25 protein-coding genes are annotated in these 22,467 nt (G+C 72.7%); 14 read left to right on the top strand and 11 right to left on the bottom strand.

Annotated elements, in window-relative coordinates:
• The first annotated feature begins 97 nt into the window (after positions 1–97).
• Together ACQP1N_RS12455 and ACQP1N_RS12450 are read left to right on the top strand one after the other, a co-directional pair.
• A complete protein-coding gene (locus ACQP1N_RS12455) occupies positions 98–1,255 on the top strand; it encodes a cysteine desulfurase family protein (protein ID WP_433231303.1) in 1,158 nt (385 codons plus the stop codon).
• Positions 1,256–1,286: 31 nt separating this feature from the next.
• Positions 1,287–1,595 (top strand): sulfurtransferase TusA family protein, encoded by a 309-nt coding sequence (locus ACQP1N_RS12450; RefSeq protein WP_433231300.1) that lies wholly within the window; start codon positions 1,287–1,289, stop codon positions 1,593–1,595.
• A 61-nt stretch (positions 1,596–1,656) separates the two neighbouring features.
• Here the strand turns inward: ACQP1N_RS12450 and ACQP1N_RS12445 are convergent, their stop codons facing one another.
• Positions 1,657–2,643, bottom strand: a complete 987-nt coding sequence (locus tag ACQP1N_RS12445; RefSeq protein WP_433232676.1) for a carbohydrate kinase family protein — start codon at positions 2,641–2,643, stop codon at positions 1,657–1,659.
• Between the two features lie 179 nt (positions 2,644–2,822).
• Positions 2,823–3,185 (bottom strand): HesB/IscA family protein, encoded by a 363-nt coding sequence (locus tag ACQP1N_RS12440; RefSeq protein WP_433231297.1) that lies wholly within the window; start codon positions 3,183–3,185, stop codon positions 2,823–2,825.
• Positions 3,186–3,420: 235 nt separating this feature from the next.
• Here ACQP1N_RS12440 and nadA point away from each other — a divergent pair, with 235 nt between their 5' ends.
• Positions 3,421–4,575, top strand: coding sequence for a quinolinate synthase NadA (nadA, locus tag ACQP1N_RS12435; protein ID WP_433231294.1), 1,155 nt, complete (start codon positions 3,421–3,423; stop codon positions 4,573–4,575).
• Positions 4,576–4,599: 24 nt separating this feature from the next.
• Here the strand turns inward: nadA and pspAB (ACQP1N_RS12430) are convergent, their stop codons facing one another.
• The 6 genes from pspAB (ACQP1N_RS12430) to ACQP1N_RS12405 form a co-directional block, all read right to left on the bottom strand.
• Complete coding sequence (gene pspAB / locus ACQP1N_RS12430) at positions 4,600–5,199, bottom strand: PspA-associated protein PspAB (RefSeq protein ID WP_433231290.1); 600 nt, start codon at positions 5,197–5,199, stop codon at positions 4,600–4,602.
• A 2-nt stretch (positions 5,200–5,201) separates the two neighbouring features.
• Positions 5,202–6,119, bottom strand: coding sequence for a M48 family metalloprotease (locus tag ACQP1N_RS12425; RefSeq protein WP_433231288.1), 918 nt, complete (start codon positions 6,117–6,119; stop codon positions 5,202–5,204).
• Positions 6,120–6,175: 56 nt separating this feature from the next.
• Complete coding sequence (gene pspAB / locus ACQP1N_RS12420; protein WP_067794307.1) at positions 6,176–6,745, bottom strand: PspA-associated protein PspAB; 570 nt, start codon at positions 6,743–6,745, stop codon at positions 6,176–6,178.
• A 3-nt stretch (positions 6,746–6,748) separates the two neighbouring features.
• Positions 6,749–7,666, bottom strand: a complete 918-nt coding sequence (gene htpX, locus ACQP1N_RS12415) for a zinc metalloprotease HtpX (protein ID WP_433231286.1) — start codon at positions 7,664–7,666, stop codon at positions 6,749–6,751.
• Positions 7,667–7,806: 140 nt separating this feature from the next.
• The gene (gene pspAA, locus ACQP1N_RS12410; RefSeq protein ID WP_433231283.1) at positions 7,807–8,085 is read right to left on the bottom strand and encodes a PspA-associated protein PspAA; all 279 of its coding nucleotides are present in this window, start codon (positions 8,083–8,085) and stop codon (positions 7,807–7,809) included.
• Positions 8,082–8,885, bottom strand: a complete 804-nt coding sequence (locus tag ACQP1N_RS12405; RefSeq protein WP_207394155.1) for a PspA/IM30 family protein — start codon at positions 8,883–8,885, stop codon at positions 8,082–8,084. Before ACQP1N_RS12405 ends, pspAA begins: the two co-directional genes overlap by 4 nt.
• A 132-nt stretch (positions 8,886–9,017) precedes the next feature.
• Here ACQP1N_RS12405 and ACQP1N_RS12400 point away from each other — a divergent pair, with 132 nt between their 5' ends.
• Positions 9,018–9,593 (top strand): DUF3043 domain-containing protein, encoded by a 576-nt coding sequence (locus ACQP1N_RS12400; RefSeq protein ID WP_084262548.1) that lies wholly within the window; start codon positions 9,018–9,020, stop codon positions 9,591–9,593.
• Positions 9,594–9,669: 76 nt separating this feature from the next.
• A complete protein-coding gene (locus tag ACQP1N_RS12395) occupies positions 9,670–10,671 on the top strand; it encodes an aldo/keto reductase family protein (protein ID WP_067794299.1) in 1,002 nt (333 codons plus the stop codon).
• A gap of 46 nt (positions 10,672–10,717) precedes the next feature.
• On the opposite strand, the gene ACQP1N_RS12390 is transcribed toward ACQP1N_RS12395, so the two are convergent.
• Together ACQP1N_RS12390 and ACQP1N_RS12385 are read right to left on the bottom strand one after the other, a co-directional pair.
• A complete protein-coding gene (locus tag ACQP1N_RS12390; protein ID WP_433231279.1) occupies positions 10,718–10,933 on the bottom strand; it encodes a hypothetical protein in 216 nt (71 codons plus the stop codon).
• A gap of 18 nt (positions 10,934–10,951) precedes the next feature.
• On the bottom strand, positions 10,952–11,800 hold the full coding sequence (locus ACQP1N_RS12385; protein ID WP_433231277.1) for a DsbA family protein: 849 nt from the start codon (positions 11,798–11,800) through the stop codon (positions 10,952–10,954).
• Between the two features lie 67 nt (positions 11,801–11,867).
• Here ACQP1N_RS12385 and ACQP1N_RS12380 point away from each other — a divergent pair, with 67 nt between their 5' ends.
• From ACQP1N_RS12380 to lipB, 8 genes are all read left to right on the top strand, one after another.
• Positions 11,868–12,815 (top strand): bifunctional adenosylcobinamide kinase/adenosylcobinamide-phosphate guanylyltransferase, encoded by a 948-nt coding sequence (locus ACQP1N_RS12380; protein ID WP_306303155.1) that lies wholly within the window; start codon positions 11,868–11,870, stop codon positions 12,813–12,815.
• Positions 12,812–13,573, top strand: a complete 762-nt coding sequence (locus tag ACQP1N_RS12375) for an adenosylcobinamide-GDP ribazoletransferase (RefSeq protein WP_433231274.1) — start codon at positions 12,812–12,814, stop codon at positions 13,571–13,573. The genes ACQP1N_RS12380 and ACQP1N_RS12375 overlap by 4 nt, the downstream gene beginning before the upstream one ends.
• Positions 13,574–13,659: 86 nt before the next feature.
• On the top strand, positions 13,660–15,138 hold the full coding sequence (locus tag ACQP1N_RS12370; protein ID WP_433231271.1) for a leucyl aminopeptidase: 1,479 nt from the start codon (positions 13,660–13,662) through the stop codon (positions 15,136–15,138).
• Positions 15,139–15,266: 128 nt separating this feature from the next.
• The gene (gene lpdA, locus ACQP1N_RS12365; RefSeq protein ID WP_433231269.1) at positions 15,267–16,661 is read left to right on the top strand and encodes a dihydrolipoyl dehydrogenase; all 1,395 of its coding nucleotides are present in this window, start codon (positions 15,267–15,269) and stop codon (positions 16,659–16,661) included.
• A 34-nt stretch (positions 16,662–16,695) separates the two neighbouring features.
• Entirely contained in the window at positions 16,696–18,174 is a 1,479-nt protein-coding gene (sucB, locus tag ACQP1N_RS12360; RefSeq protein ID WP_433231266.1) for a 2-oxoglutarate dehydrogenase, E2 component, dihydrolipoamide succinyltransferase, read from the top strand.
• A gap of 129 nt (positions 18,175–18,303) precedes the next feature.
• Positions 18,304–19,188 carry a TIGR01777 family oxidoreductase gene (locus ACQP1N_RS12355; protein WP_433231263.1) on the top strand — a complete coding sequence of 295 codons (885 nt, stop codon included), beginning with the start codon at positions 18,304–18,306 and terminating at the stop codon, positions 19,186–19,188.
• Between the two features lie 108 nt (positions 19,189–19,296).
• Positions 19,297–20,034, top strand: a complete 738-nt coding sequence (locus tag ACQP1N_RS12350; RefSeq protein WP_433231261.1) for a Type 1 glutamine amidotransferase-like domain-containing protein — start codon at positions 19,297–19,299, stop codon at positions 20,032–20,034.
• Between the two features lie 35 nt (positions 20,035–20,069).
• On the top strand, positions 20,070–20,762 hold the full coding sequence (gene lipB, locus ACQP1N_RS12345; protein ID WP_433231258.1) for a lipoyl(octanoyl) transferase LipB: 693 nt from the start codon (positions 20,070–20,072) through the stop codon (positions 20,760–20,762).
• A 37-nt stretch (positions 20,763–20,799) separates the two neighbouring features.
• Here lipB and ACQP1N_RS12340 read toward each other — a convergent pair whose 3' ends face one another.
• Positions 20,800–21,288 (bottom strand): DUF1877 family protein, encoded by a 489-nt coding sequence (locus ACQP1N_RS12340; protein WP_433231256.1) that lies wholly within the window; start codon positions 21,286–21,288, stop codon positions 20,800–20,802.
• Between the two features lie 217 nt (positions 21,289–21,505).
• Here ACQP1N_RS12340 and lipA point away from each other — a divergent pair, with 217 nt between their 5' ends.
• Positions 21,506–22,432 (top strand): lipoyl synthase, encoded by a 927-nt coding sequence (gene lipA / locus ACQP1N_RS12335; protein ID WP_433231253.1) that lies wholly within the window; start codon positions 21,506–21,508, stop codon positions 22,430–22,432.
• The last annotated feature ends 35 nt before the right edge of the window (positions 22,433–22,467 follow it).

The following is a 22,467-nucleotide window of genomic DNA, read 5'->3' as shown; positions in this document are numbered from 1 at the left end:
TCGGCCGGGCGGTGAGATCACTGTTTACACGTGTGGAGGACACCCTAGCGCGAGGGTCGCGCGAACCCCCGATCGGGTGCCCGGTTAGTGTTTCAGCGTGGTCGATCCGAGCACGGCGGGCGCCTACTTCGACGCCGCTTCCACCGAGCCGCCGCACCCGGCGGCGCGGTCCGCGCTGCTGGAGGCGCTGGACGCGGGCTGGGCCGATCCCGCGCGGCTGTACGGGACGGCCCGCGGCACCCGGCTGCTGCTGGACCGGGCCCGCGCGCGGGTCGCCGGAGTCCTGGGCGTCCGGGCCGACGAGGTGTCGTTCACGTCCTCGGGTACCCAGGCGGTGCACCTGGCGGTCCTCGGGGGGCTCCAGGCGCGCCGGCGGGTCGGGCGGCATCTGGTGGTGAGCGCCGTGGAGCACTCCAGCGTGCTCCACGCCGCGGAGGCGCACGAGCGCGGCGGCGGCGAGGTGACCGTCGTCGGCGTGGACCGGGCGGGCCGCGTCGACCCCGGCGAGTTCGCCGCGGCGCTGCGTTCCGACACGGCGCTGGCGTGCCTGCAGTCGGCCAACCATGAGGTCGGCACCGTCCAGCCCGTCGCCGAGGTCGCCGAGGCGTGCCGCGCCGCCCGCGTGCCGCTGTTCGTGGACGCCGCGCAGTCCCTCGGGCGTATGGACGTGCCCGCCGGCTGGTCGTTCCTCGCCGGCAGCGCCCACAAGTGGGGCGGCCCGGCGGGCGTCGGCGTGCTCGTGATCCGCAAGGGCACGCGGTGGCGTTCCCCGCTGCCCGACGACGAGCGGGAGGGGCGCCGCGTCCCCGGTTTCGAGAACGTTCCCTCCATCGTCGCGGCGGCGGCCGCGCTGGAGGCGTACCGTGCGGACATGGCGGCGGACGCGCCGCGCGTCCGCGCGCTGGTGGACCGCATCCGCGCGGAGGTTCCGCGGGCCGTGCCCGACGTCGAGGTGGTCGGCGACCCGGTCCGGCGCCTGCCGCACCTGGTGACGTTCTCGTGCCTGTACGTGGAGGGCGAGGCGCTGCTGACCGAACTGGACCGGCTGGGTTTCGCGGTTTCCTCCGGCAGCTCGTGCACGGCGGATACGCTGCGTCCCAGTCATGTGCTTGAGGCGATGGGGGTGCTCACCCATGGAAACGTCCGGGTATCGCTGCCACGCGGGGTCGCCGCGGCGGACGTCGAGCGGTTCCTCACCGTGCTCCCCGGCGCCGTCGCCCGCCTCCGCGAGACGATGAGGGCCGCCGGACGATGAACACCTTCGAGACAGGGAGGCGGTCGCGCCCATGAGGTTCCGAGGCCGGGCCAAGAACGGGACGCAGCCCAGCGACGCGGCACCGCCCCCCGCCGAGCCGATCGGCCCGGCGCCCGTGCTCGTCATCGACGCGCTCGGCCGCAAGTGCCCCATCCCGATCATCATGCTGGCCGAGCGGATCCGCGAGGTGCCGGTCGGGGAGATCGTCGCCGTTCTCGCCGACGATGCCGCCGCCCGCACCGACGTCCCCGCCTGGTGCCGCATGAAGTCGCAGGACTTCGTCCGCGAGGAGACCCTGCAGCAGGGCGGGTGGGGCTTCCACATCCGCCGGACGTACTGACCCGCGGCCCACGGAACACGCCGGGGCCGCACCTGACGGCGCGGCCCCGGGGCGAGTCGTGTTACGGGTTCGGGCAGGTGATGTGGGGGGCGACCTCGTCGGCGGCGTCGGAGCCGTAGGCGGCGGCGAAACGGTCGAGGAACGCCTGCCTGGCGAGCGTGTACTCCTGCGGGCCCGCGGCCTCCAGGGCGTGCGCGGCCAGGGCGCAGCCGACCTGCGCGGCGCGCTCCAGCGGCAGGTTCCAGGCGGTCGCCGACAGGAAGCCGGCGCGGAAGGCGTCGCCGACGCCGGTCGGGTCGACGACGTTCTCGACGGGGACGCAGGGGACGTGCAGGCCCTCCTCGCCCTCGCGGTCGATGACGACGCCCTTGGCGCCGAGGGTCGTCACGCGGGCCTCCACGCGGGACAGGATCTCCTCGCCGCTCCAGCCGGTCTTCTCCTCGGCGAGCGCCTTCTCGTAGTCGTTGCTGAACAGGTACGCGGCGCCGTCGATGAGGCGGCGGACGTCCGCGCCGTCCATGCGGGCGAGCTGCTGGGACGGGTCGGCGGCGAACGGGATGCCGCGGGTGCGGCACTCGTCGGTGTGCCGGATCATCGCGTCCGGGTCGTTCGGGCTGACGACGACGAGGTCGAGGCCGCCGACGCGGTCGGCGACCGGCTTCAGCTCGATGGAGCGGGCCTCGCTCATGGCGCCGGCGTAGAACGTGGCGATCTGGTTCTGGTCCTGGTCGGTGGTGCACAGGAACCGGGCGGTGTGGTGGATGTCGGACACGTGCACGGACGCGGTGTCGACGGCGTGGCGCTCCAGCCAGGAGCGGTAGTCGGCGAAGTCGTCGCCGACGGAGCCGACGAGGATCGACTCCTTGCCGAGGCTGCCCATGCCGAAGCAGATGTTGGCAGCGATGCCGCCCCGGCGGATCTCCAGCTCGTCCACCAGGAAGGACAGCGACACCCGGGCCAGCTGGTCGGGAAGAAGCTGGTCGGTGAACCTCCCGGGGAAGGTCATCAGATGGTCGGTCGCAATGGAGCCAGTCACGGCGATGCGCACGGCGTCGCTCTCCTCGTCGTGGTCGTCCGGCTGATTCACCGGCTGTTTCGAACCCGGAAAGACTACTTGCCCATCGCACCACAGATCGCGTCAGGACCGCAGCGGGCAACGGAAAGGGGACGGCCGCGGGCCGGTGCCCGGACCGCCCCTTCCGGGCGTTCCGCTCGCGTCGCGGGCGCTCAGTTGAAGGAGTCGCCGCAGGCGCAGGAGCCCGACGCGTTCGGGTTGTCGATCGTGAAGCCCTGCTTCTCGATCGAGTCGACGAAGTCGATGGTGGCGCCCGCCAGGTAGGGGGCGCTCATCCGGTCGACGCGCACCGACAGGCCGTCGAAGTCCTGGATCTGGTCGCCGTCCATCTCCCGCTCGTCGAAGAAGAGCTGGTAGATCAGGCCGGAGCAGCCGCCCGGCTGCACGGCGACACGCAGCGCAAGATCATCGCGGCCCTCCTGCTCAAGCAGGCCCTTGGCCTTCTCGGCGGCGGCGTCGGTGAGGACGACGCCCTGCTGCGTGGTCTCCTGCGTGGTCTCGCCTGAAACCGTCATGTGTTCAGCTCCCGGGTCTCGCTGCGCCGCGATGCGGCGGGCTGTCGCTTGTCCGAGGACGTCGTGCGCCTCTTCCCGTAGGACAACGTACCTCGGTAGATAGCCATTCCGCGTATCGACCGTGTTTAACACCGGGGGAACGGTGCGGTCTACGTCACATCACCGCCGGCCGGAGGATGTGCCATCATTAGTCGTCAAAGCGACGATAAGTCCCGTCGCCGAAGGGAGACTCCCGATGACCACCCCGGTAAGCGACCTTCCGCTGCTGCTGCTCGGCAGCGGCGCCGACCCGAACAGCGAGCGCGGCGTGGACTGTCCGGGCGAGCTGCCGCCGGCCTCCGACCCCGCGCTGGTCGAACGCGCCCGCGCCGCCAAGGCGTCCCTCGGCGACCGGGTGTTCGTCCTCGGCCACCACTACCAGCGGGACGAGGTCATCCAGTTCGCGGACGTCACCGGCGACTCGTTCAAGCTGGCGCAGAAGGCGGCGGCCCGTCCCGAGGCGCCCTACATCGTGTTCTGCGGTGTCCACTTCATGGCGGAGTCCGCCGACATCCTGACCGCCGGGCACCAGCGGGTGATCCTGCCCGACCTGGCCGCGGGCTGCTCGATGGCGGACATGGCGACCTTCGATCAGGTCGAGGACTGCTGGGACGTCCTGGAGGACGCGGGAATCGCCGACGATGTCGTCCCCGTCACCTACATGAACTCCTCGGCCGACATCAAGGCGTTCGTCGGGCGGCACGGCGGCACGGTGTGCACCTCGTCCAACGCGAAGCGCGCCCTGGACTGGGCCTACGGCAAGGGCAAGAAGGTCCTGTTCCTGCCCGACCAGCACCTCGGCCGCAACACCGCCGTCCTGGACATGGGCTTCTCGCTGGACGACTGCGTCGTCTACAGCCCGCACCGCCACGAGGGCGGGCTCACCCGCGAGCAGTTGCGGGACGCCAAGATGATCCTGTGGCGCGGCCACTGCTCGGTGCACGGCCGGTTCACGCGCGAGTCGGTGGACGAGGTCCGCGAGCGCGTTCCCGGCGTGAACGTCCTGGTGCACCCCGAGTGCCGGCACGAGGTCGTCACGGCCGCCGACCGGGTCGGTTCCACCGAGTACATCATCAAGGCGCTTGAGGCCGCGGAGCCCGGCTCGTCCTGGGCGATCGGCACCGAACTGAACCTCGTCCGGCGGCTGGCGAACGCGCACCCGGACAAGAACGTCATGTTCCTCGACAAGACCGTCTGCTACTGCTCGACGATGAACCGCATCGACCTGCCGCACCTGGTCCTGTCGCTGGAGTCGCTGGCCGCGGGCGACGTGCGGAACGTCATCGCGGTGGACGAGGAGACCGCGCACTACGCGCGCGTCGCCCTGGACCAGATGCTCGCGCTCCCCTGACGCGCCGGAGACGTCCCCGGCACGTCACAGGCCGGGGACGTCCCACAGCGGGAACCAGCGGGCCGTGTCCGGCTCCATGGCGAGGTCTCCCGCGAGCGCGTCCCTGGCGCGCGTCTCGACCAGGTTGCTGCGGCGGCGCCCGGCGTCCGGGCCGCCGGGCGGACGCGGCGCGAACGGGTAGAACGCCCCGCGGCCGGGAACGTGGACGAGGAAGAGCCGCTGCGGGTCCGCGCCCCTGCGGAAGGCGGCGACCGAGCAGAGCAGGTAGCGCCCGAATCCGGCGGCCGTCAGGGTCGCGTTGACCAGGTGCAGGTCGGCGACCAGCTCGCCGAACGCGCCGGGCGGGCGGGTGAGGTGCGTCCAGCCCCAGCCGTAGGGGCCGGCGCTCGTCTCGACCCGCCGGGCCGCGTCGCCGGCCAGCAGCCGGGCGACCTCGCGTTGCACGCGTTCGAACGCGCCGAACGCCCCGCCTTCCACCTGGCGGTGGCAGACACCGCCCTCGCCGGTCGGGGTTAACCCGGTCGCCGCCTCCAGCGCGGGCGCCGCGGCGGGCAGCGCGAACAGCACACCGGAGTCGGGCTCGGCCGGTGCGGGGCGGCCGAGGAGCCCGTCCAGGATTCCCACGGTCAGCCCCCGCTCGCGAGCCGCCAGGAGAGATCCGCCAGCCGTGCCCTGCGCCGCTCCAGCGTCGGATGCGTGGACAGCAGGCCGGCCATGCCGTCGCCGCGCGCCGCGACCACGCAGCGGGCACCGGCCGGGCGCAGCGACCGCAGGTCGTCCCGGGACGCGTCGCGCAGTTCGTCGCTGACCTTGGCGAGGGCGGACGCGAGGTCGGCCGGGCGCCCGGTCAGCAGCGCCCCGGTGGAGTCGGCGCACAGCTCCCGGTGCCGCGACAGGGCGAGCCACGCCAGCGTGCCCGCGGTGTGCAGCACCGCCGCCGCCAGGCCGAGGGGCAGCAGGACGATCCCGAGGACCGGCGCCGCGACGCGGCCGGCCGCGCCCCGGTCGCGGCCGGTGAACAGGCCCGTCCACCAGCCGAGGACGAGGCCGCCGACCAGGCCGGGGAACGAGGCGACCGCCGCGACGAGCACGTCCCGGTTCGCGACGTGCGCGGTCTCATGGGCGAGCACGGCGGCGATCTCGGCCGGTCCGAGCCGTGCGCGCAGCCCTTCGGTGACGCACACCACCGCCGAGCCGGGGCCGGAGCCCGCGGCGAACGCGTTGGGGACGTCCTTCGAGGAGATCGCGAGGCGCGGCTTGGGCAGCCCGGACGACAGGCACAGCCGGTCCAGCACCGCGTGCAGCTCCGGCTCGGCGGCGGCGTCCACCGGGCGCGCGTCCATCGCGTGGAGGACGAGCCGGTCCGCCATCCGCGCCGAGCAGGCCGCGACGACCATGGCCGCGGCCACCGCGGCCGTGCCCCAGACCGGACCGGCCAGGAACGCGGGCAGCACGGCGGCCGCGTAGACCAGCGCGACCAGGACGACCGCGGCGAGCATCCGCCGGGTCAGGCCGGGCCCGGCGGCGGCACGGGAGGGCGCCATGACCCGACGTTAGACCATCGCGGGCCGCCGGTCAGCGTCCCGTGACACAGAAAGGATCACAGGCCGGGGGCGCCCCAGACGGGAAACCAGCGGCCGAGGTCCTCCTCGAAGGGGAGGTCGGCGCCGATCGCGCCGCGCACCTGGAGTTCCAGCGCGTTGTCGCGCCGGTCGCCGGGGAGCGGGGCGAACGGGTAGAAGGTGCCGCGCTTGTACAGGTAGACGAGGGCGAGCCGCTGCCCCTCCGGGCCGCGGAAACTCGCCAGGGAGCACAGCAGGTGCGGGCCGAACCCGCCCGCCTCCAGCGTCGAGTTCACCGCGTGCAGGTCGGTGACGAGGTCGGGCAGCTCTTCGGGCCGGTGCGTGGCGAGCAGCCAGGTGTAGCCGTAGGCGTCGTTGCTGATCTCGACCTTGGGGCCCTCGTCGGCGTCCAGCAACTGCTGGACGTCGGTCTGCAGCCGGGCGAACGCCCCGCCCTCGGCCGCGCGGAAGCAGACCGAGCCGCGACCGGTCGGGGTGAACCCCGTCGCCGCCTCCAGTGTGATCGCCGCCGACGACAGCCCGAAGATCTGGTCGAGGTCGGGCTTGGCCGGCTTGGAGCGGCCGAGCAGCGTGTCCAGGAAACCCACGGATCAGACTCCCCTGCTGAGCTGGTCGGAGATCCTTGAGAGCTGGGCGAGCCGCTTGTCCAGCGACGGGTGGGTGGAGAACAGCGAGGCGACGCTGAAGCCCTTGCCGAACGCCGGGGTGAAGAAGAACGCGTTGAACGCCTGCGCGGACCGCAGGTCGTTCGTCGGGATGCGCGCGATGTCGCCGCTGACCTTCGTCAGCGCGCTGGCGAGGGCGGACGGGCGGCCGGTCAGCAGCGCGGCGGAGCGGTCGGCGGACAGCTCGCGGTAGCGCGACAGGGCCCGGGTGAGCATGAAGCTGATCGCGTAGGCGAGCGCGCTGGCCGCGACGACGGCGAGCAGGATCAGCCCGGTGTTCTGGTCGTTGCTGCGGCGGGAGAAGCCGCCCCACAGCCCCATCTGCAGGCCGAACCGGGTGATGAGCCCGGCGCAGATGCCGAGGAACGAGGCGATCGTCATGACCGCGACGTCCTTGTGCGCGACGTGCGCCATCTCATGCGCGAGCACGCCCTCCAGCTCCACCGGGTCGAGCCGGCGCAGCAGCCCGGTGGTGACGCAGACGACCGCGTTCTTCTGGTTGCGTCCGGTGGCGAACGCGTTCGGCACGTCGGTGTCGGCGATCGCGACCTTCGGCTTCGGGGTGTCCGACATCGCGCAGATGCGGTCGACGACGCCGTGCAGCTCCGGCGCCTCCTGCGGCGAGACGACGCGGCCGTGCATGGCGAACAGCGTCATCCGGTCGGAGAAGAAGAACTGGGCGATCAGGAACACGAGCGCGAAGGCCAGCGCGACGAAGGCCAGCTTGGGCACGAAGACGAAGAACGCCCCCACCGCGACCACGTACAACAGCCCCAGCAGGAACATCGTCAAAAGCATCCGTGACGTCAGCCCCCGGTCGGAGGCGTAACGCGTCCTGGCCATACGGCCACCCCCAGTCGTTACTCCCGTTCACTCGTCCCAACGCACGAGACCCGGGTTTTGTGCCTGAATGTCCAGAACGGACGGCACATCCCCGGGCCCCCGTTTCGCTGCGGGCGCCTCCCCCGGCCCACGTGCCCGGCTCAGTCCGGAATGAGCCCCTCGTCCCCGAGCATCGAGCGGACCTCGTCGATGTGCGCGTCGGCCGGCGGCAGGATCAGCTCGGACGGCTCCAGGCTGTCGGGCGGCAGTGGCCTGCCCACCTTGCGGACGTTCTCCAGCAGGGCGTGCAGGGCGGCGCGGAACGCCGTCTCGTCACCCGACTCGATCGCCGACTCCAGCTCGGAGTCGAGCGTGTTGAGGGAGGACAGATCCTCCTCGGCCACGTCCAGCTGGCCCTCGCCCATCAGGCGGACGATCACTGCGCACCCCCGGGGTTGTTCGGCCACTGGGCCTGCTGCGGGGTGTCCTGCTGCTGGGGCCGCGCGGTCGGCGTCCCCTGGTTCAGCTCCTTGGGCGCGGGCCCCTGGCCCAGCTCCGCCTTGAGCCGCTCCAGCTCCAGGTCGACGCCGGGGCCGGAGCCCACCCGGTCGAGCTCGGCCTGGATGTCGTCCTTGGGACCGGTGAAGTCCTCCAGGGCGCCGGAGGCCAGCAGCTCGTCGATCGCGCCGGCGCGGGCCTTCATCGTGTCGGTCTTCTCCTCGGCGCGCTGGATCGCGAGGCCGACATCGCCCATCTCCTCGGAGATGCCGGTGAACGCCTCGTTGATCTTCGTCTGCGCCTCGGCGGCCGTGTAGGTCGCCTTGATGGTCTCCTTGCGGGTGCGGAAGGAGTCGACCTTGGCCTGCAGCCGCTGGGAGGCGAGCGTGAGCTTCTCCTCCTCGCCCTGGAGCTGCTGGTACTGGCCGCGCAGGTCGTTGAGCTGGCCCTCCAGCCCGGCCCGGCGGGTCAGCGCCTCGCGGGCGAGGTCCTCGCGGCCCACCTGCAGCGCCTTCTTGCCCTGGTCGGTCAGCTTGTTCTGCTGCTGCTCCAACTGGTTGATCTGGAGTTCGAGACGCTTGCGGGAGGTGGCGACGTCGGCGACCCCGCGGCGAACCTTCTGCAGCATCTCCAGCTGGCGCTGGTAGGAGTAATCGAGGGTCTCCCGAGGGTCTTCCATGCGGTCCAGGGCCCTGTTCGCCTTGGACTTGAAGATCATCGACATTCGCTTCATCACGCTCATCGCGCGGCGCCGGTCCCTTCGTGCTGTCGCCTCAGTCGTGAACTGGGCTCAATGACCACTGCTGGGGTTCTTATCACCCTACGCGGTAACGCGCGAGGCAGTCACGATGTTCGCAGCCGGTAGGCTGATTCCGTGTTCAAGCGTCGTACCCCGGAGGCCCCGGCGAATCCTCCTCAGGTAGTAAAGCCGGGAGGCAAGGGCCGCCCCACGCCCAAGCGCAGCGAGGCCGAGAAGCGCCGCCGCCAGCCGATCACCGCGCCGGCCACCGGCAAGGAGGCCTACAAGCGGCGCCGTGCGCAGCTTGCGACCGAGCGCGCCAAGGCCCGCCAGGGAATGGCGAAGGGCGAGGAGAAGCACCTGCTCAAGCGGGACAGGGGCCCCGTCCGCCGGCTCGCCCGCGACTACGTGGACGCGCGCCGCACCGTCGGCTCGTACCTCATGTACGCGATGTTCGTGATCGTGCTGCTGAGCATGCTGCCGGTTCCGACCGCCCGGCTGCTGGTCCTGTTGGCGCCGCCGGTGCTGCTCCTCGTGGTGTTCGGGGAGGGCCTGCTGCTCAGCCACGGCATCAAGAAACTGGCCGCCGAGCGGTTCCCCGGCGAGGACGCGAAGGGCGTCGGCATGTACGCCGCGATGCGGGCGATGCAGATCCGCCGGCTGCGCGTCCCGAACCCGCAGGTGCGGATCGGCGAGAAGGAGAAGGTCTGATCTACGGGGTGGCCGGCCGCCCGCGCGGCCGTCCGGCGCGGGTTCCACGATCAGCATCGGGCTAGGGTCGGGGACCATGGAGTTCCGAAACCTGGGCCGGAGCGGTCTGAAGATCAGCGAGATCGCGTACGGCAACTGGCTCACCCACGGCTCCCAGGTCGAGGAGGACGCGGCGCGCGCATGCGTGCGGACGGCCCTCGACGAGGGGATCACCACCTTCGACACCGCGGACGTGTACGCCGGCACGCGCGCCGAGGAGGTCCTCGGGCGCGCGCTCAAGGGGCAGCGCCGCGAGGGGCTGGAGATCTTCACCAAGGTCTACTGGCCCACCGGTCCCGGCATGAACGACCGGGGCCTGTCCCGCAAGCACATCTTCGAGTCGATCCACGGCTCCCTGCGCCGCCTCGGCACCGACTACGTGGACCTTTACCAGGCCCACCGGTTCGACTACGAGACGCCGCTGGAGGAGACCCTGCGGGCGTTCGACGACCTCGTCCGGCAGGGCAAGGTCCTGTACGTGGGCGTGTCGGAGTGGCGGGCCGAGGAGATCGAGCGCGCCCTCAAGATCGCGGACGAGATGGGCTTCGACCGGATCATCTCCGGCCAGCCGCAGTACTCGATGCTGTGGCGGGTCATCGAGGAGGAGGTCGTCCCGCTGTGCGAGCGCGAGGGCATCGGCCAGATCGTCTGGTCGCCGATCGCGCAGGGCGTGCTGACCGGCAAGTACCGGCCGGGACGGCCGCTGCCGGAGGGATCGCGCGCCACCGACGCCAATGGCGGCGCCGACATGATCAAGCGCTACCTGAACGACGACCTGCTGACCCGGGTGCAGGAGCTGAAGCCGATCGCGGACGGCGTCGGGCTGTCGATGGCGCAGCTCGCGATCGCCTGGACGCTGCAGAACCCGAACGTGTCGGCGGCGATCGTGGGCGCGTCCCGTCCCGAGCAGGTCACCGAGAACGCGAGGGCCGCCGGGGTGAAGCTGGACGCCGACGTGCTGAAGCGCATCGACGACGTCCTCGGGCCGGTCGTCATCCGTGACCCGGCCAAGACCGTCAGCCCGGCCAGGCGCCCCTGAGCGAGCACCGGGCGGGGGTCGCGGAGCCGCCATGGCCCCGCGGCCCTCACTCGGGGTCTTGCAGGCTCATCTCGTACACGAGCGTCTCGCCGTCCAGCAGGACGACCTTGTCGACCCCGTCGGCGCGCAGGCCCCGCCAGTTCTCCCCCAGCCAGCTCTCCGCGTCCGCCTGGGTGGAGAAGGTCTCCTCCGCCCTGCCGGCCGCGCGCCCGTCGGCCTTCTCCAAACGCCAGCTCCACGCCATCGCGTCGCCCTCCCTCATCGCGGTGAGACTAGCGGGTCACGAAGCCTCCGCGATGGCACGGCGCAGGGCGTCCGGGCTCTCGGTGGCGGACGTGCCGAGCATGGTCCCGTTGACCCGCACGCTCGGTGTGCCCTGGACACCGGATGCCAGGTAGCCCTGGCTGACCTGCTTCACGCTCTCGGCGTGGCGCTGGCTCTTCACGCAGGAGGTGAAGTCGTCGCCGGTGAGGCCGAGCGGCGCGGCGTAGGAGATCAGGTCGCCGATCGCGTAGCCCTCGGTGTCGTGGTCCGCGGGCTGGTGGGCGTACAGCGCGTCCTGGTAGGACAGCCAGTGCGCGCCGTCCCCGACGCAGCGCAGCGCCGCCGCGGCGCGCAGCGAGTTGCCGTGCGCCGGCTGGGTGCTCTCGCCGAAGACCACCATCGGATGAAACACGATCTTGGCCCGCCCGGCGACCGCCATCTCCTTGAGCATCGGGTCGTGCATGCGGTCGAAGGCGCCGCAGGGCGGGCAGGCGAAGTCCTCGTAGACGTCCACGACGGGGCCGGTGACGCCCGGACGGGCCATGACCAGGCTGCCGTCGGAGAGCGGGATGGCCTCGGCTCCCCCGGCGATCTTGCCGACCCGCAGCTGAGCGCCGTCCCCCTTGTCGTCGTCGCCGCCCTGCAGGGCCAGCACGACCACCCCGACGATGATCAGCACGATGACGAGGCCGCCGCCGATCAGCGCGAGCGCCAGGCCGGCGCCGCCCCTGCGCCCGGGCGGGGGCGGACCGGGCAGGCCGGGCGGGAAACCGCCGGGCAGAAGGCCGCCGGGCGGCGGGCCATAGGGCGGCTGGCCGCCCGGTCCCGGCTGGTGCGGCCAGGGCGCGTTCGGGGGGGTGCCCACCGGGTCTCCTTCCGGCTGGGGGGCGGGGTGATCCTTCCAGGGGAGCGTATCCGTAGAGTTCGCGCCGATGATGAACATCGAGCTTCGCGGCACCGCCGCCGCGCACGGCTGGCCCGCGCCGGGATGCCGGTGCGCGTCCTGCGGCCGGCTGCGCGCCGCCGGCGTCCGGTACGAACCGCTCTCGGTCGTCATCGACGGCGTCCCGCTGGAGGACCTGCCGCGGAGGGACGTGCCCGGCGGTCATGAGGTGCGCGGCCCCGGCGGCGGACGCGTCCTGGTGGCGGCGGGCCCGGGCCTCCGGCCGGAACCGGCCCCCGGGGTGGAGTACGAAGCCGTCCTCCTGGATCTTGCGGGCTCCCCAGAACATCTCGGATATCTGCGTCATGTCAGGGCTGTGACGCCCCGGTCCCAGGTGGTGGCCGTTCACATCGACCACCGGCTGCCTTCGCCGGCCGAACTGGACCGGCGCACGGCCTTCTGGAACCGGCCGGCGGACGGCCCCTTCCGCACCCTGCTGCTCGGCGGGAGCCGGTCGGGCAAGTCCGCCGAGGCGGAACTGCGGCTGGCCGCGTGCCCGGACGTCCTGTACGTCGCCACCGGCCCGGTCCGTGACGACGACCCCGAGTGGGCGGAGCGCGTCGCCGCGCACCGGGTTCGCCGTCCGGCCTGGTGGCGTACCGCCGAGACGACCGATCTGACCGGCGTCCTGGAGTCCGCGGAAGGCCCGGTCCTGGTGGACGGCATCGGCACCTGGCTGGCCGCGGCCATGGACGAGGCGGACGCCTGGGACGACCCGTCCCGGGCGCGTCCCCTTCTCGACGGCCTCGTCTCCGCCTGGCGCGACACGGCGGCACGGGTGGTCGCGGTCAGCGACGAGGTCGGCTTGTCACTGGTGCCCTCGACGGCGTCCGGTCGGGCGTTCCGCGACCTGCTCGGCCTGCTGAACCAGCGGCTCGCGGGCGAGTCGGAGGAGACCGCGCTGGTCGTCGCGGGACGCGTCACGGAGCTCGGGTGATCAGCGGTCTGCGGCTGGCGGTCACGCTGCTCACCGTCGTCCCGCTGGGAACGGCGCACGTCGACCGGGGCACCGCGCGCGCCGCCATGCTGCTCGCCCCGGCCGTCGGCCTGATCACCGGCGGCGCCGCCGCCCTGGTACTGCAGGCCGGCGATCTGCTCGGCCTCTCCCGCCCGCTGGCGGCGGCGCTGGCGGTGGCCGTAGCCGCCGCGATGACCCGCGCCCTGCACCTGGACGGCCTGGCCGACCTCGCCGACGGCCTCGGCAGCGGGCGCCCCGCCGCCGACGCCCTGACGATCATGAAGCGGTCCGACATCGGTCCCTTCGGTGTCGTCACGCTGGTGCTGACCCTGCTGATCCAGGTCGCCGCCGTGGCCTCGGCCCCGCATCCGGCCGTCGCGGTGCTCGTCGCGGCCGTCGCCGGGCGGCTCGCGCTGCTCTGGGCCTGCCGCGCCGGCGTCCCGTCCGCGCGTCCGGGCGGGCTGGGCGCGCTGGTGGCGGGCACCGTCGCCACCCGCGCCGCGCTCCTGGCCACGGGCGTCGTCCTCGCCGCCGCCGCGGCCACCGGCACGGCTGCGGACGGACCGGGCGGCGCCGTGCACACGGCGGCGGCGGTGATCGTCTCCCTGGCCGCCGCCCTGCTGGTGCTCCGCCATGCCGTCCGCCGGCTGGGCGGCGTCACCGGGGACGTCCTCGGCGCCCTCGTCGAGATCACCACCACGGCCGCCCTGACCGTTCTCGCAGCCGTTCCCCGCTGACCCGCGGCGCACCGAAGTCTCCAGGCCGGGCGGCGCTTGATCGAAAAGGACGAAAACGGTCACCGGGAGGACTACCATCGTGCTACGTGACGAGCATCAGCCTTGACAGCGCAGACCTGGTCGGCCTCGACGCCGACGCGATCGTGATCGGTGTCTCCCCGGGCGAGGCGGGTGCCGCGCCGGCCGCCGGCGCCGACGGCCTCGACCGCGCGATGGACGGCCGGCTGGCCGACGCGCTGAACGCGCTCGGCGCCACCGGCAAGGCCGGCGAGATCACCAGGCTCCCCTCGCTCGGCGCCGTCACCGCCAAGGTCATCGTGGCCGCCGGGCTGGGCGAGGACCCTTCCGCCGAGGACCTGCGCCGCGCCGCGGGCGCCGCCGTCCGGTCCCTGGCCGGCACCGGGCGCGTCGCGGTCGCACTGCCCGCCGAGTCCGCCGAGTCCGTGCAGGCCGTCGCGCTGGGCGCGCTGCTCGGCGCCTACTCCTTCGACGCCTACCGCACCGGCGACGGCCACAAGAGCCCCGTCGAGGAGATCCGCCTGGTGGGGCCCGTCGCCGAGGAGGCGGCCGTCGAGCGAGCACGGACCCTCGCCGCGTCCGTCAAGCTGGTCCGCGACCTGGTCAACACCCCGCCGTCGCACCTGTCCCCCGAGGACTTCGCCGCCGAGGCCGGCCGGGTCGCCGCCGAGACCGGCCTCGCGATCGAGGTGCTGGACGAGAAGGCCCTGGTGGAGGGCGGCTACGGCGGCCTCGTGGGCGTCGGGCAGGGCTCGGTCAACCCGCCGCGGCTCGTCCGGCTCGCCTACACCCACGCTGAGGCGTCCAAGACCCTCGTGCTGGTCGGCAAGGGCATCACGTTCGACTCCGGCGGCCTGTCCCTCAAGCCGACCGAGGCGATGGACTGGATGAAGTCCGACATGGGCGGCGCCGCCGCGGTGCTCGGGGCGCTCGCCGCCATCGCCGAGCTCGGCCTCAAGGTGAACGTGGTGGGCTACCTCACCATCGCCGAGAACATGCCGAGCGGGACCGCGCAGCGTCCGTCCGACGTGCTGCGGGTCTACGGCGGCAAGACCGTCGAGGTCCTCAACACCGACGCCGAGGGCCGCCTCGTCATGGCCGACGCCCTCGTCCGCGCCGGTGAGGACTCCCCCGACCTGATCGTGGACGTCGCCACGCTGACCGGCGCGCAGCTCGTCGCGCTCGGCACCCGGACCACCGGCGTCATGGCCAACGACGACGACGTCCGTGAGAAGGTGGTGGCCGCGGCCGAGCGCGCGGGCGAACCGTCCTGGGGCATGCCCCTGCCGGAGGAGCTGCGCAAGGGCCTCGACTCGGCGGTCGCCGACATCGCCAACATCAGCGGCGAGCGCTGGGGCGGCATGCTGGTCGCCGCGGTGTTCCTGAAGGAGTTCGTGCCGGACGGCGTCAAGTGGGCGCACCTCGACATCGCGGGCCCGTCGTTCCACAAGGGCGAGCCGTACGGGTACACGCCGAAGGGCGGCACCGGCGCCGCGGCCCGCACGCTGATCCAGATCGCCGAGGACGTCGCCGCAGGAATTCTGTAGCGACCCCGCCCGCTGGTACCGGTGCAGAACAGAATAGTTTTCTCGTGGCGGCGGGGCCCGGCGACGGTGCGCCCCGCCCGCGGCGCCGCGATCCACGCGGTGCCACCTCAGGCGAAAGGGAGCGTCCAGTGGCCAACAGCGGCCCCTTCGACATCGTCGTCCTAGGTGCCGGCAGCGGCGGTTACGCGTGCGCGTTGCGCGCCGCCGAGCTCGGCAAGTCGGTCGCGCTCATCGAGCGGGACGAGACCCTCGGCGGGACGTGCCTCAACCGCGGCTGCATCCCCACCAAGGCGCTGCTGCACGCGGCCGAGGTGGCGGACCAGTCCCGCGAGGCGGCGAAGTTCGGCGTCAAGACCACGTTCGAGGGCATCGACATCGCGGGGGTGAACGCCTACAAGGACAAGGTCGTCTCCACGACCGTCAAGGGCCTCACCGGGCTGATCAAGTCCCGGGGCATCGAGGTCGTCCACGGCACGGGGCGGCTGACGGGCCCGACCACGGTCGAGGTCACCGGCGCCGACGGGCAGGCCACGACGATCGAGGGCGGGCACATCGTCCTCGGCACCGGGTCGGCGCCGAAGTCGCTGCCCGGCCTGGAGATCGACGGCGAGCGCGTCATCTCCAGCGACCACGCGCTGCGGCTGGAGCACGTCCCCGCCTCGGTCGTCATCCTCGGCGGCGGCGTCATCGGCGTCGAGTTCGCCAGCGTGTGGCGCTCGTTCGGCGCCAAGGTCACGATCGTGGAGGCGCTGCCGCACCTGCTGCCGCTGGAGGAGGAGTCCAGCTCCAAACGGCTGGAGCGCGCGTTCCGCAAGCGCGGCATCAAGTTCGAGCTCGGCACCCGGTTCGAGAGCGTCAAGGCGACGCAGGGCGGCGTCTCCGTCGCCCTCGAAGGCGGCAAGACCATCGAGGCGGAGCTGCTGCTCGTCGCGGTGGGGCGCGGCCCCGTCTCCGACGCCATCGGCCTGGCCGAGGTCGGCGTCGAGACCGAGCGCGGGTTCGTCAAGGTCGACGAGTACTGCCGGACCAGCGTCCCCACGATCTCGGCGGTCGGCGACCTGATCCCGACGCCGCAGCTCGCGCACGTCGGGTTCGCCGAGGGCATCCTCGTCGCCGAGCGGCTGAGCGGGCTCACCCCGCCGCCGATCGACTACGACGGCGTCCCGCGCATCACCTACTCCGACCCCGAGGTGGCCTCGGTCGGCATCACGTCCGCGGTGGCCCGCGAGCGCGGGTACCAGATCAAGGAGGTCACCTACGACCTGGCCGGCAACCCCAAGAGCAAGATCCTGGGGACGCAGGGCGAGATCAAGGTGATCGCGGCCGTGGACGGTCCCGTCCTCGGCCTGCACATGGTCGGGGCGCGCGTCGGCGAGCTCATCGCGGAAGGCCAGCTCATCTACAACTGGGAGGCCCTGCCGGGCGAGGTCGCCCAGCTGATCCATCCCCACCCGACCCAGTCCGAGGCGGTCGGCGAGGCTCACCTCGCCCTCGCCGGCAAACCACTGCATGTGCACGGCTGAACGCCGCACAGTATTCAAAAGGAGTCGCTGAGACATGCCGGTCTCCGTCACCATGCCCCAGCTCGGCGAGAGCGTCACCGAGGGCACCGTCACCCGCTGGCTCAAGAAGGAGGGCGAGCGCGTCGAGACCGACGAGCCGCTCCTGGAAGTGTCGACCGACAAGGTCGACACCGAGATCCCCTCGCCCGCCTCGGGCATCCTGACCAGCATCACCGTCGCCGAGGACGAGACCGTCGAGGTCGGCGCCGAACTTGCCGTCATCGGGGATGAGGGCGCCGCGCCGTCCACCGGCGGCGCCCCGGCCGCCGCGGAGCAGCAGGCGCCCGCGCAGGAGGCGCCCGCCCCGCAGGCGCCGCCGCAGGAGGCGCCCCAGCAGCAGGCGCCGCCGCCCGCCGCCTGGCCGCCGCCCGCGCAGCAGCAGCCCGCGGCACCGCCCACGCCGCCCGCCCCGGCGCCGCAGCAGGCCCCGCAGCAGCCGGCCCCGCAGGCGCCCGCGCCCGCACCCGCGGCCCGGCAGCAGGCCCAGCCGGAGGCCCCGGCCGAAGGCCCGTACGTGACGCCGCTGGTGCGCAAGCTCGCCGCCGAGCACAACGTCGACCTCGGCGCGGTGAAGGGCACCGGCGTCGGCGGCCGCATCCGCAAGCAGGACGTCCTGGAGGCCGCCCGCGCGGCGCAGCAGGCCGCCCAGCAGCAGGCCGCGCCGGCGCCGGCCCCGGCCGCGCCGCAGGTCCCGGCCGGCCGGCACGCCGCCCCGGCGCCCGCCGCCGCCCCGGCCGAGCAGCTCGCGCTGCGCGGCCGGACCGAGAAGATGTCCCGGATGCGGCAGACGATCGCCCGCCGCATGGTGGAGTCGCTGCAGGTGTCCGCGCAGCTCACCACGGTGGTCGAGGTGGACATCACCAAGATCGCGCGGCTGCGCGAGCAGGCGAAGGCCGACTTCGCGGCACGCGAGGGCGTCAAGCTGTCGTTCCTGCCGTTCTTCGCGATGGCGGCGGTCGAGGCGCTCAAGGCGCACCCGAAGCTGAACGCGGTCATCAACAGCGAGACCAACGAGGTCACCTACCACGACGTCGAGAACCTCGGCATCGCGGTGGACGTGCCCGAGCGCGGCCTGATGGTCCCGGTCGTGCACAACGCGGGCCAGCTGAACCTCGGCGGCCTCGCGCAGCGGATCGCCGACCTCGCCGAGCGCACCCGCACCAACAAGGTGAGCCCGGACGAGCTGACCGGCGGCACGTTCACGCTGACCAACACCGGCAGCCGGGGCGCGCTGTTCGACACCCCGATCCTCAACCAGCCGCAGGTCGGCATGCTCGGCACCGGCGCCGTGGTGAAGCGTCCCGCCGTCATCGACGACCCGGAGCTGGGCGAGGTCATCGCGGTCCGGTCGATGGTCTACCTGGCGCTGACCTACGACCACCGGCTGATCGACGGCGCGGACGCCGCCCGTTTCCTCGCCACGGTCAAGCACCGCCTGGAGGAGGGCAATTTCGAGGCCGACCTCGGTCTTTGATCCCGTCCCGATCCGGGCCCCGCGACCCCGCCGCGCCACACGGCCGGCGGGGTTCCGCACGTCCGGGGAAACCCGGGAGTGCGCTGAGAATCTCAGCGTTCGGCGGCGGCGTCCGCCTAGGGTGGAGGGATGAGGGTCACCGTCACGGGCTCGTCGGGCCTCATCGGCTCGGCGTTGGTGCAGTCATTGCGGGAGGACGGCCACGACGTCGTCCGGCTGGTCCGGCGGGAGCCGGCGCGGCCGGACGAGGCGCGCTGGTCACCGGCGGACGGATGCGTCGACAAGGAGGCGCTGAGCGCGGACGCCATCGTCCACCTGGCGGGCGCCGGGGTCGGCGACCGGCCGTGGACGAAGGCGTACAAGCAGAAGATCAGGGACAGCCGGATCGTCGGCACCCGGACGATCGCGGAGGCGATCGCGGCGGCGCACCCGCGGCCCCGGGTCCTGGTCTGCGGGTCGGCGATCGGCTACTACGGCGACACCGGCGGGCGCGAAGTCGACGAGCGGTCCCCCGCCGGGCGGGGTTTCCTCGCCGGGGTCGTCCGCGACTGGGAGGCCGCCGCCGCGCCCGCGCGGGAGGCGGGCGTCCGCGTCGCCTTCCCCCGCACCGGCGTCGTGCTGGCGCGTGAGGGCGGAATCCTCGGGCGGACGCTCCCGCTGTTCAAGTTCGGCCTGGGCGGCACGCTGGGCGGCGGCGGGCAGTGGACGAGCTGGATCTCCCTCGCCGACCAGGTCGCGGCGCTGCGGTTCCTCATCGACCACGACCTCGACGGGCCGGTCAACCTGACCGCCCCGAACCCGGTGACGAACGCGGAGTACACCAGGGCGCTCGGCCGGGCCCTGCACCGTCCGGTGCGGCTGGCGGTGCCGCGGTTCGTGCTGCGGGCGGCGCTGGGCGAGTTCGCCGGGGAGGGTCCGCTGGTCAGCCAGCGGGTGCTGCCGCGGCGGCTGGCCGGAGCCGGGTTCCGGTTCGCGCACGAGACCGTGGACGAGGCTCTCGCCGCCGTTCTGTGAACCCGCCGTCCTGTAAATCCCAAGACTCGTCAAAGACCCGGCCGGCCCCAATGGGTGACCATACGGTGACATTGAGACGGCTTGACCACGAGCCTAAGAGGAGGGTGAATGAGCACTGACGGACAGCCGCACATCCTCGCGATCGGCGGCGGCACGTTCCTGCCGGACGGCCGGGACGGGATCGTCCCGAGCCCGCTGCTGCGCTACGCGTTCGACCTGACCGGGCAGGACCGGCCGCGGGTCTGCTTCCTGACGACGGCGGTCGGCGACGGCGCCGAGTACGTCGCCCGCTTCTACTCCGCGTTCTCCTCGATGGACGCCGAGGTCGGCCACCTCGCGCTGTTCCCGATGCCGAACGTCTCCGACATCCGGGCGTACCTGCTCACCCAGGACCTCATCTACGTGTCGGGCGGCAGCGTCGCGAACCTGCTCGCGCTGTGGCGGCTGCACGGGCTCGACGAGATCATGCGGGATGCGTGGCAGGAGGGCATCGTGCTGTCCGGGCAGAGCGCCGGCGCGCTGTGCTGGCACGTCGGCGGCACCACCGACTCCTTCGGGCCGCAGCTCACCCCGATGCTCGACGGCCTCGGCCTGCTGCCGTACTCGTGCGGCGTGCACTACGACAGCGAGCCGCAGCGCCGCCCGCTGCTGCAGCAGCTCGTCGGGGAGGGGACGCTGCCGGGCGGGTACGCGGCCGACGAGTCCGTGGGGCTGCACTACGTCGGCACCGAGTTCGTCCAGGCCGTCTCGTACCGGCAGGAGGCGGGCGCCTACCGCGTCGAACCGGACGGGCCGGGAAGCGCGAAGGAGACCCGGCTGGAGCCGCGCCTGCTCGCCGACCTCTGACGCGCCCCCGCCCGCGCGAGGCATAAGCTGGCCGGGTGAGCGATGTGGACGTACGCGAGCTGGTGGTGGTGCACGCGGGGTTCGGCACGGCGGCCGTCCCCTACGAGGACGGATGGGAGCTGCAAAAACGCACCCACGCGCTGCGCGTGGACGACGCGATCCCCGACACCGTCCTGCTGCTGGAGCACCTGCCGGTCTACACGGCGGGCAAGCGGACCGAGGCGCTCGACCGGCCGTTCGGCGACCCGGGCGCCCCGGTCGTCGACGTGGACCGCGGCGGCAAGATCACCTGGCATGGGCCGGGGCAGCTCACCGGCTACCCGATCGTCCGGCTGCCCGACCCGAAGGACGTCGTGGGGTATGTGCGGCAGCTGGAGCAGATGATGATGGACGTCTGCGCCGACCTCGGCCTGAAGACCGTCACGGTGGAGGGCCGCAGCGGGCTGTGGGTGCCCGGCGCCCCGGACCGCAAGATCGGCTCCATCGGCATCCGGGTGGCGCGGGGCGTGGCGATGCACGGCTTCATGCTCAACTGCGACAACGACATGGGCTGGTTCGACAAGATCGTCCCCTGCGGCATCCGGGACGTCGGGTCGACCAACCTCAGCCGCGAACTCGGCCGGAGCGTCACCGTCGCCGAGATCGTCCCGCTGGTCGAACGGCACCTGGCGGCGGCGCTCGGTGCGGCGGAGACGCTCCACCGCACCACGGCCCAGCTCGGCGTCTGACCACGGCGCATCCCTCCGGGGGCACGCCCCCGGAGGCTCAGGCCATGACCTTGTAGACGGCCTGCCCGTCCCCGGCGGCGGCCTTGAAGAACTCGGTCAGGCCCTCGTAGGCGGGCTTGAGGACCCTGTCGCGGGCGGCGGCGTCCAGCCTGCCCGCGTCCTGCACGCCGGCCTTGCCCATCGCCGCCGGGTCGTAGCGTCCGGCGACCGCGCCGAACGGGGTCGCGACCAGGTGGTCGGCGGTGGGCTTGACCCGGTCGGGTGCGAGGTAGATCACATCCATGCCGAGTTCGTCCGTGCCGTCCTCGGTGAGCAGCCGCCCGCCGCACACGACGTCCGCCTCGGGCTGCCGCCCGTCCCACGGGTCGCCGGTGACGAGGTAGTGCACGGCCTGCCACGCCCAACCGAGTTCGAACAGTCCCGGTGCGCCGCGGCGGCGCCAGTCGGCGGCACCGAAGATGTGGCGGGCGATGCGGCCGGGATCCGACTCTCCCTCCAGCACCGGCGGCACCCTGAGGTACGACATTGCCAGCCCCACTGCGGTCCTCCTGCTAACGCTGTTGCGTGACGACAGGGAGTCACCCTAGAGAGATCCGCTGGTGAACATGGCCGAAACACGCGAATCCGCCAGCGGAACGGGGTACTGTCATACGTTCGAGATCCCTCCGATACGGCTTTGAGGCCCCATCGGACGGCCCCGGCCGGTGTGCCGCCACCGGAGATCGGGACGTAGTCTGGGACGCGTGACGACGGTGACACCCGAGGGGCGCAAGCTCCTGCGTATCGAGGCCCGCAACAGCCAGACCCCGATCGAGCGCAAGCCCGAGTGGATCAAGACGCGGCTGAAGATGGGCCCGCAGTACCGCGAGCTCAGCGGACTGGTGAAATCCGAGGGCCTGCACACGGTGTGCCAGGAGGCCGGCTGCCCCAACATCTACGAATGCTGGGAGGACCGGGAGGCCACGTTCCTGATCGGCGGCGACCAGTGCACCCGGCGCTGCGACTTCTGCCAGATCGACACCGGCCGGCCGCAGGCGCTGGACCGCGACGAGCCGCGCCGCGTCGCCGAGTCCGTCACGGCGATGGGCCTGAAGTACGCGACCGTCACCGGCGTCGCCCGCGACGACCTGGAGGACGGCGGCGCCTGGCTGTACGCCGAGACCGTCCGGCAGATCCACGCGGCGGTCCCCGGCTGCGGCGTGGAACTGCTCATCCCCGACTTCAACAACGTGCCGGAGCGGCTCGCCGAGGTGTTCTCGGCCCGGCCGGAGGTGCTGGCGCACAACGTGGAGACCGTCCCGCGGATCTTCAAGCGGATCCGGCCCGGGTTCCGGTACGAGCGGTCGCTGGAGGTCCTCACCAAGGCGCGTGAGGACGGTCTCGTCACCAAGTCGAACCTGATCCTCGGCATGGGCGAGACGCGCGAGGAGATCTCGCAGGCGCTGCGCGACCTGCACGAGGCCGGCTGCGAGCTGGTCACGATCACCCAGTACCTGCGGCCGACCCCCCGCCACCACCCGGTCGAGCGGTGGGTGAAGCCGGAGGAGTTCGTGGAGCTGGCGGCGGAGGCGGAGGAGATCGGCTTCGCGGGCGTCATGTCCGGGCCGCTCGTCCGGTCCAGCTACCGCGCCGGGCGCCTCTACAAGCAGGCCGTCGAAGCGCGCTCCTGACGGGGCGGGGGTTGTCGGGTCAGGGGGGCGACCCG

It is taken from the genome of Actinomadura formosensis, from assembly GCF_050948385.1.
GTDB classification, from domain to species: domain Bacteria; phylum Actinomycetota; class Actinomycetes; order Streptosporangiales; family Streptosporangiaceae; genus Spirillospora; species Spirillospora formosensis.
The sequence above is the reverse complement of the archived record's forward strand: the minus strand, read 5'-3'. Positions and strand labels throughout refer to the sequence as shown.

Excerpts from the sequence above, each read along its gene's own strand:
- ACQP1N_RS12450 (WP_433231300.1), top strand. The coding sequence starts at position 1,287 with ATGAGGTTCCGAGGCCGGGCCAAGAACGGGACGCAGCCCAGCGACGCG.
- ACQP1N_RS12440 (WP_433231297.1), bottom strand. The coding sequence starts at position 3,185 with ATGACGGTTTCAGGCGAGACCACGCAGGAGACCACGCAGCAGGGCGTC.
- nadA (WP_433231294.1), top strand. The coding sequence starts at position 3,421 with ATGACCACCCCGGTAAGCGACCTTCCGCTGCTGCTGCTCGGCAGCGGC.
- ACQP1N_RS12425 (WP_433231288.1), bottom strand. The coding sequence starts at position 6,119 with ATGGCGCCCTCCCGTGCCGCCGCCGGGCCCGGCCTGACCCGGCGGATG.
- htpX (WP_433231286.1), bottom strand. The coding sequence starts at position 7,666 with ATGGCCAGGACGCGTTACGCCTCCGACCGGGGGCTGACGTCACGGATG.
- ACQP1N_RS12405 (WP_207394155.1), bottom strand. The coding sequence starts at position 8,885 with ATGAGCGTGATGAAGCGAATGTCGATGATCTTCAAGTCCAAGGCGAAC.
- ACQP1N_RS12395 (WP_067794299.1), top strand. The coding sequence starts at position 9,670 with ATGGAGTTCCGAAACCTGGGCCGGAGCGGTCTGAAGATCAGCGAGATC.
- ACQP1N_RS12390 (WP_433231279.1), bottom strand. The coding sequence starts at position 10,933 with ATGAGGGAGGGCGACGCGATGGCGTGGAGCTGGCGTTTGGAGAAGGCC.
- ACQP1N_RS12380 (WP_306303155.1), top strand. The coding sequence starts at position 11,868 with ATGATGAACATCGAGCTTCGCGGCACCGCCGCCGCGCACGGCTGGCCC.
- sucB (WP_433231266.1), top strand. The coding sequence starts at position 16,696 with ATGCCGGTCTCCGTCACCATGCCCCAGCTCGGCGAGAGCGTCACCGAG.
- ACQP1N_RS12355 (WP_433231263.1), top strand. The coding sequence starts at position 18,304 with ATGAGGGTCACCGTCACGGGCTCGTCGGGCCTCATCGGCTCGGCGTTG.
- ACQP1N_RS12350 (WP_433231261.1), top strand. The coding sequence starts at position 19,297 with ATGAGCACTGACGGACAGCCGCACATCCTCGCGATCGGCGGCGGCACG.
- ACQP1N_RS12340 (WP_433231256.1), bottom strand. The coding sequence starts at position 21,288 with ATGTCGTACCTCAGGGTGCCGCCGGTGCTGGAGGGAGAGTCGGATCCC.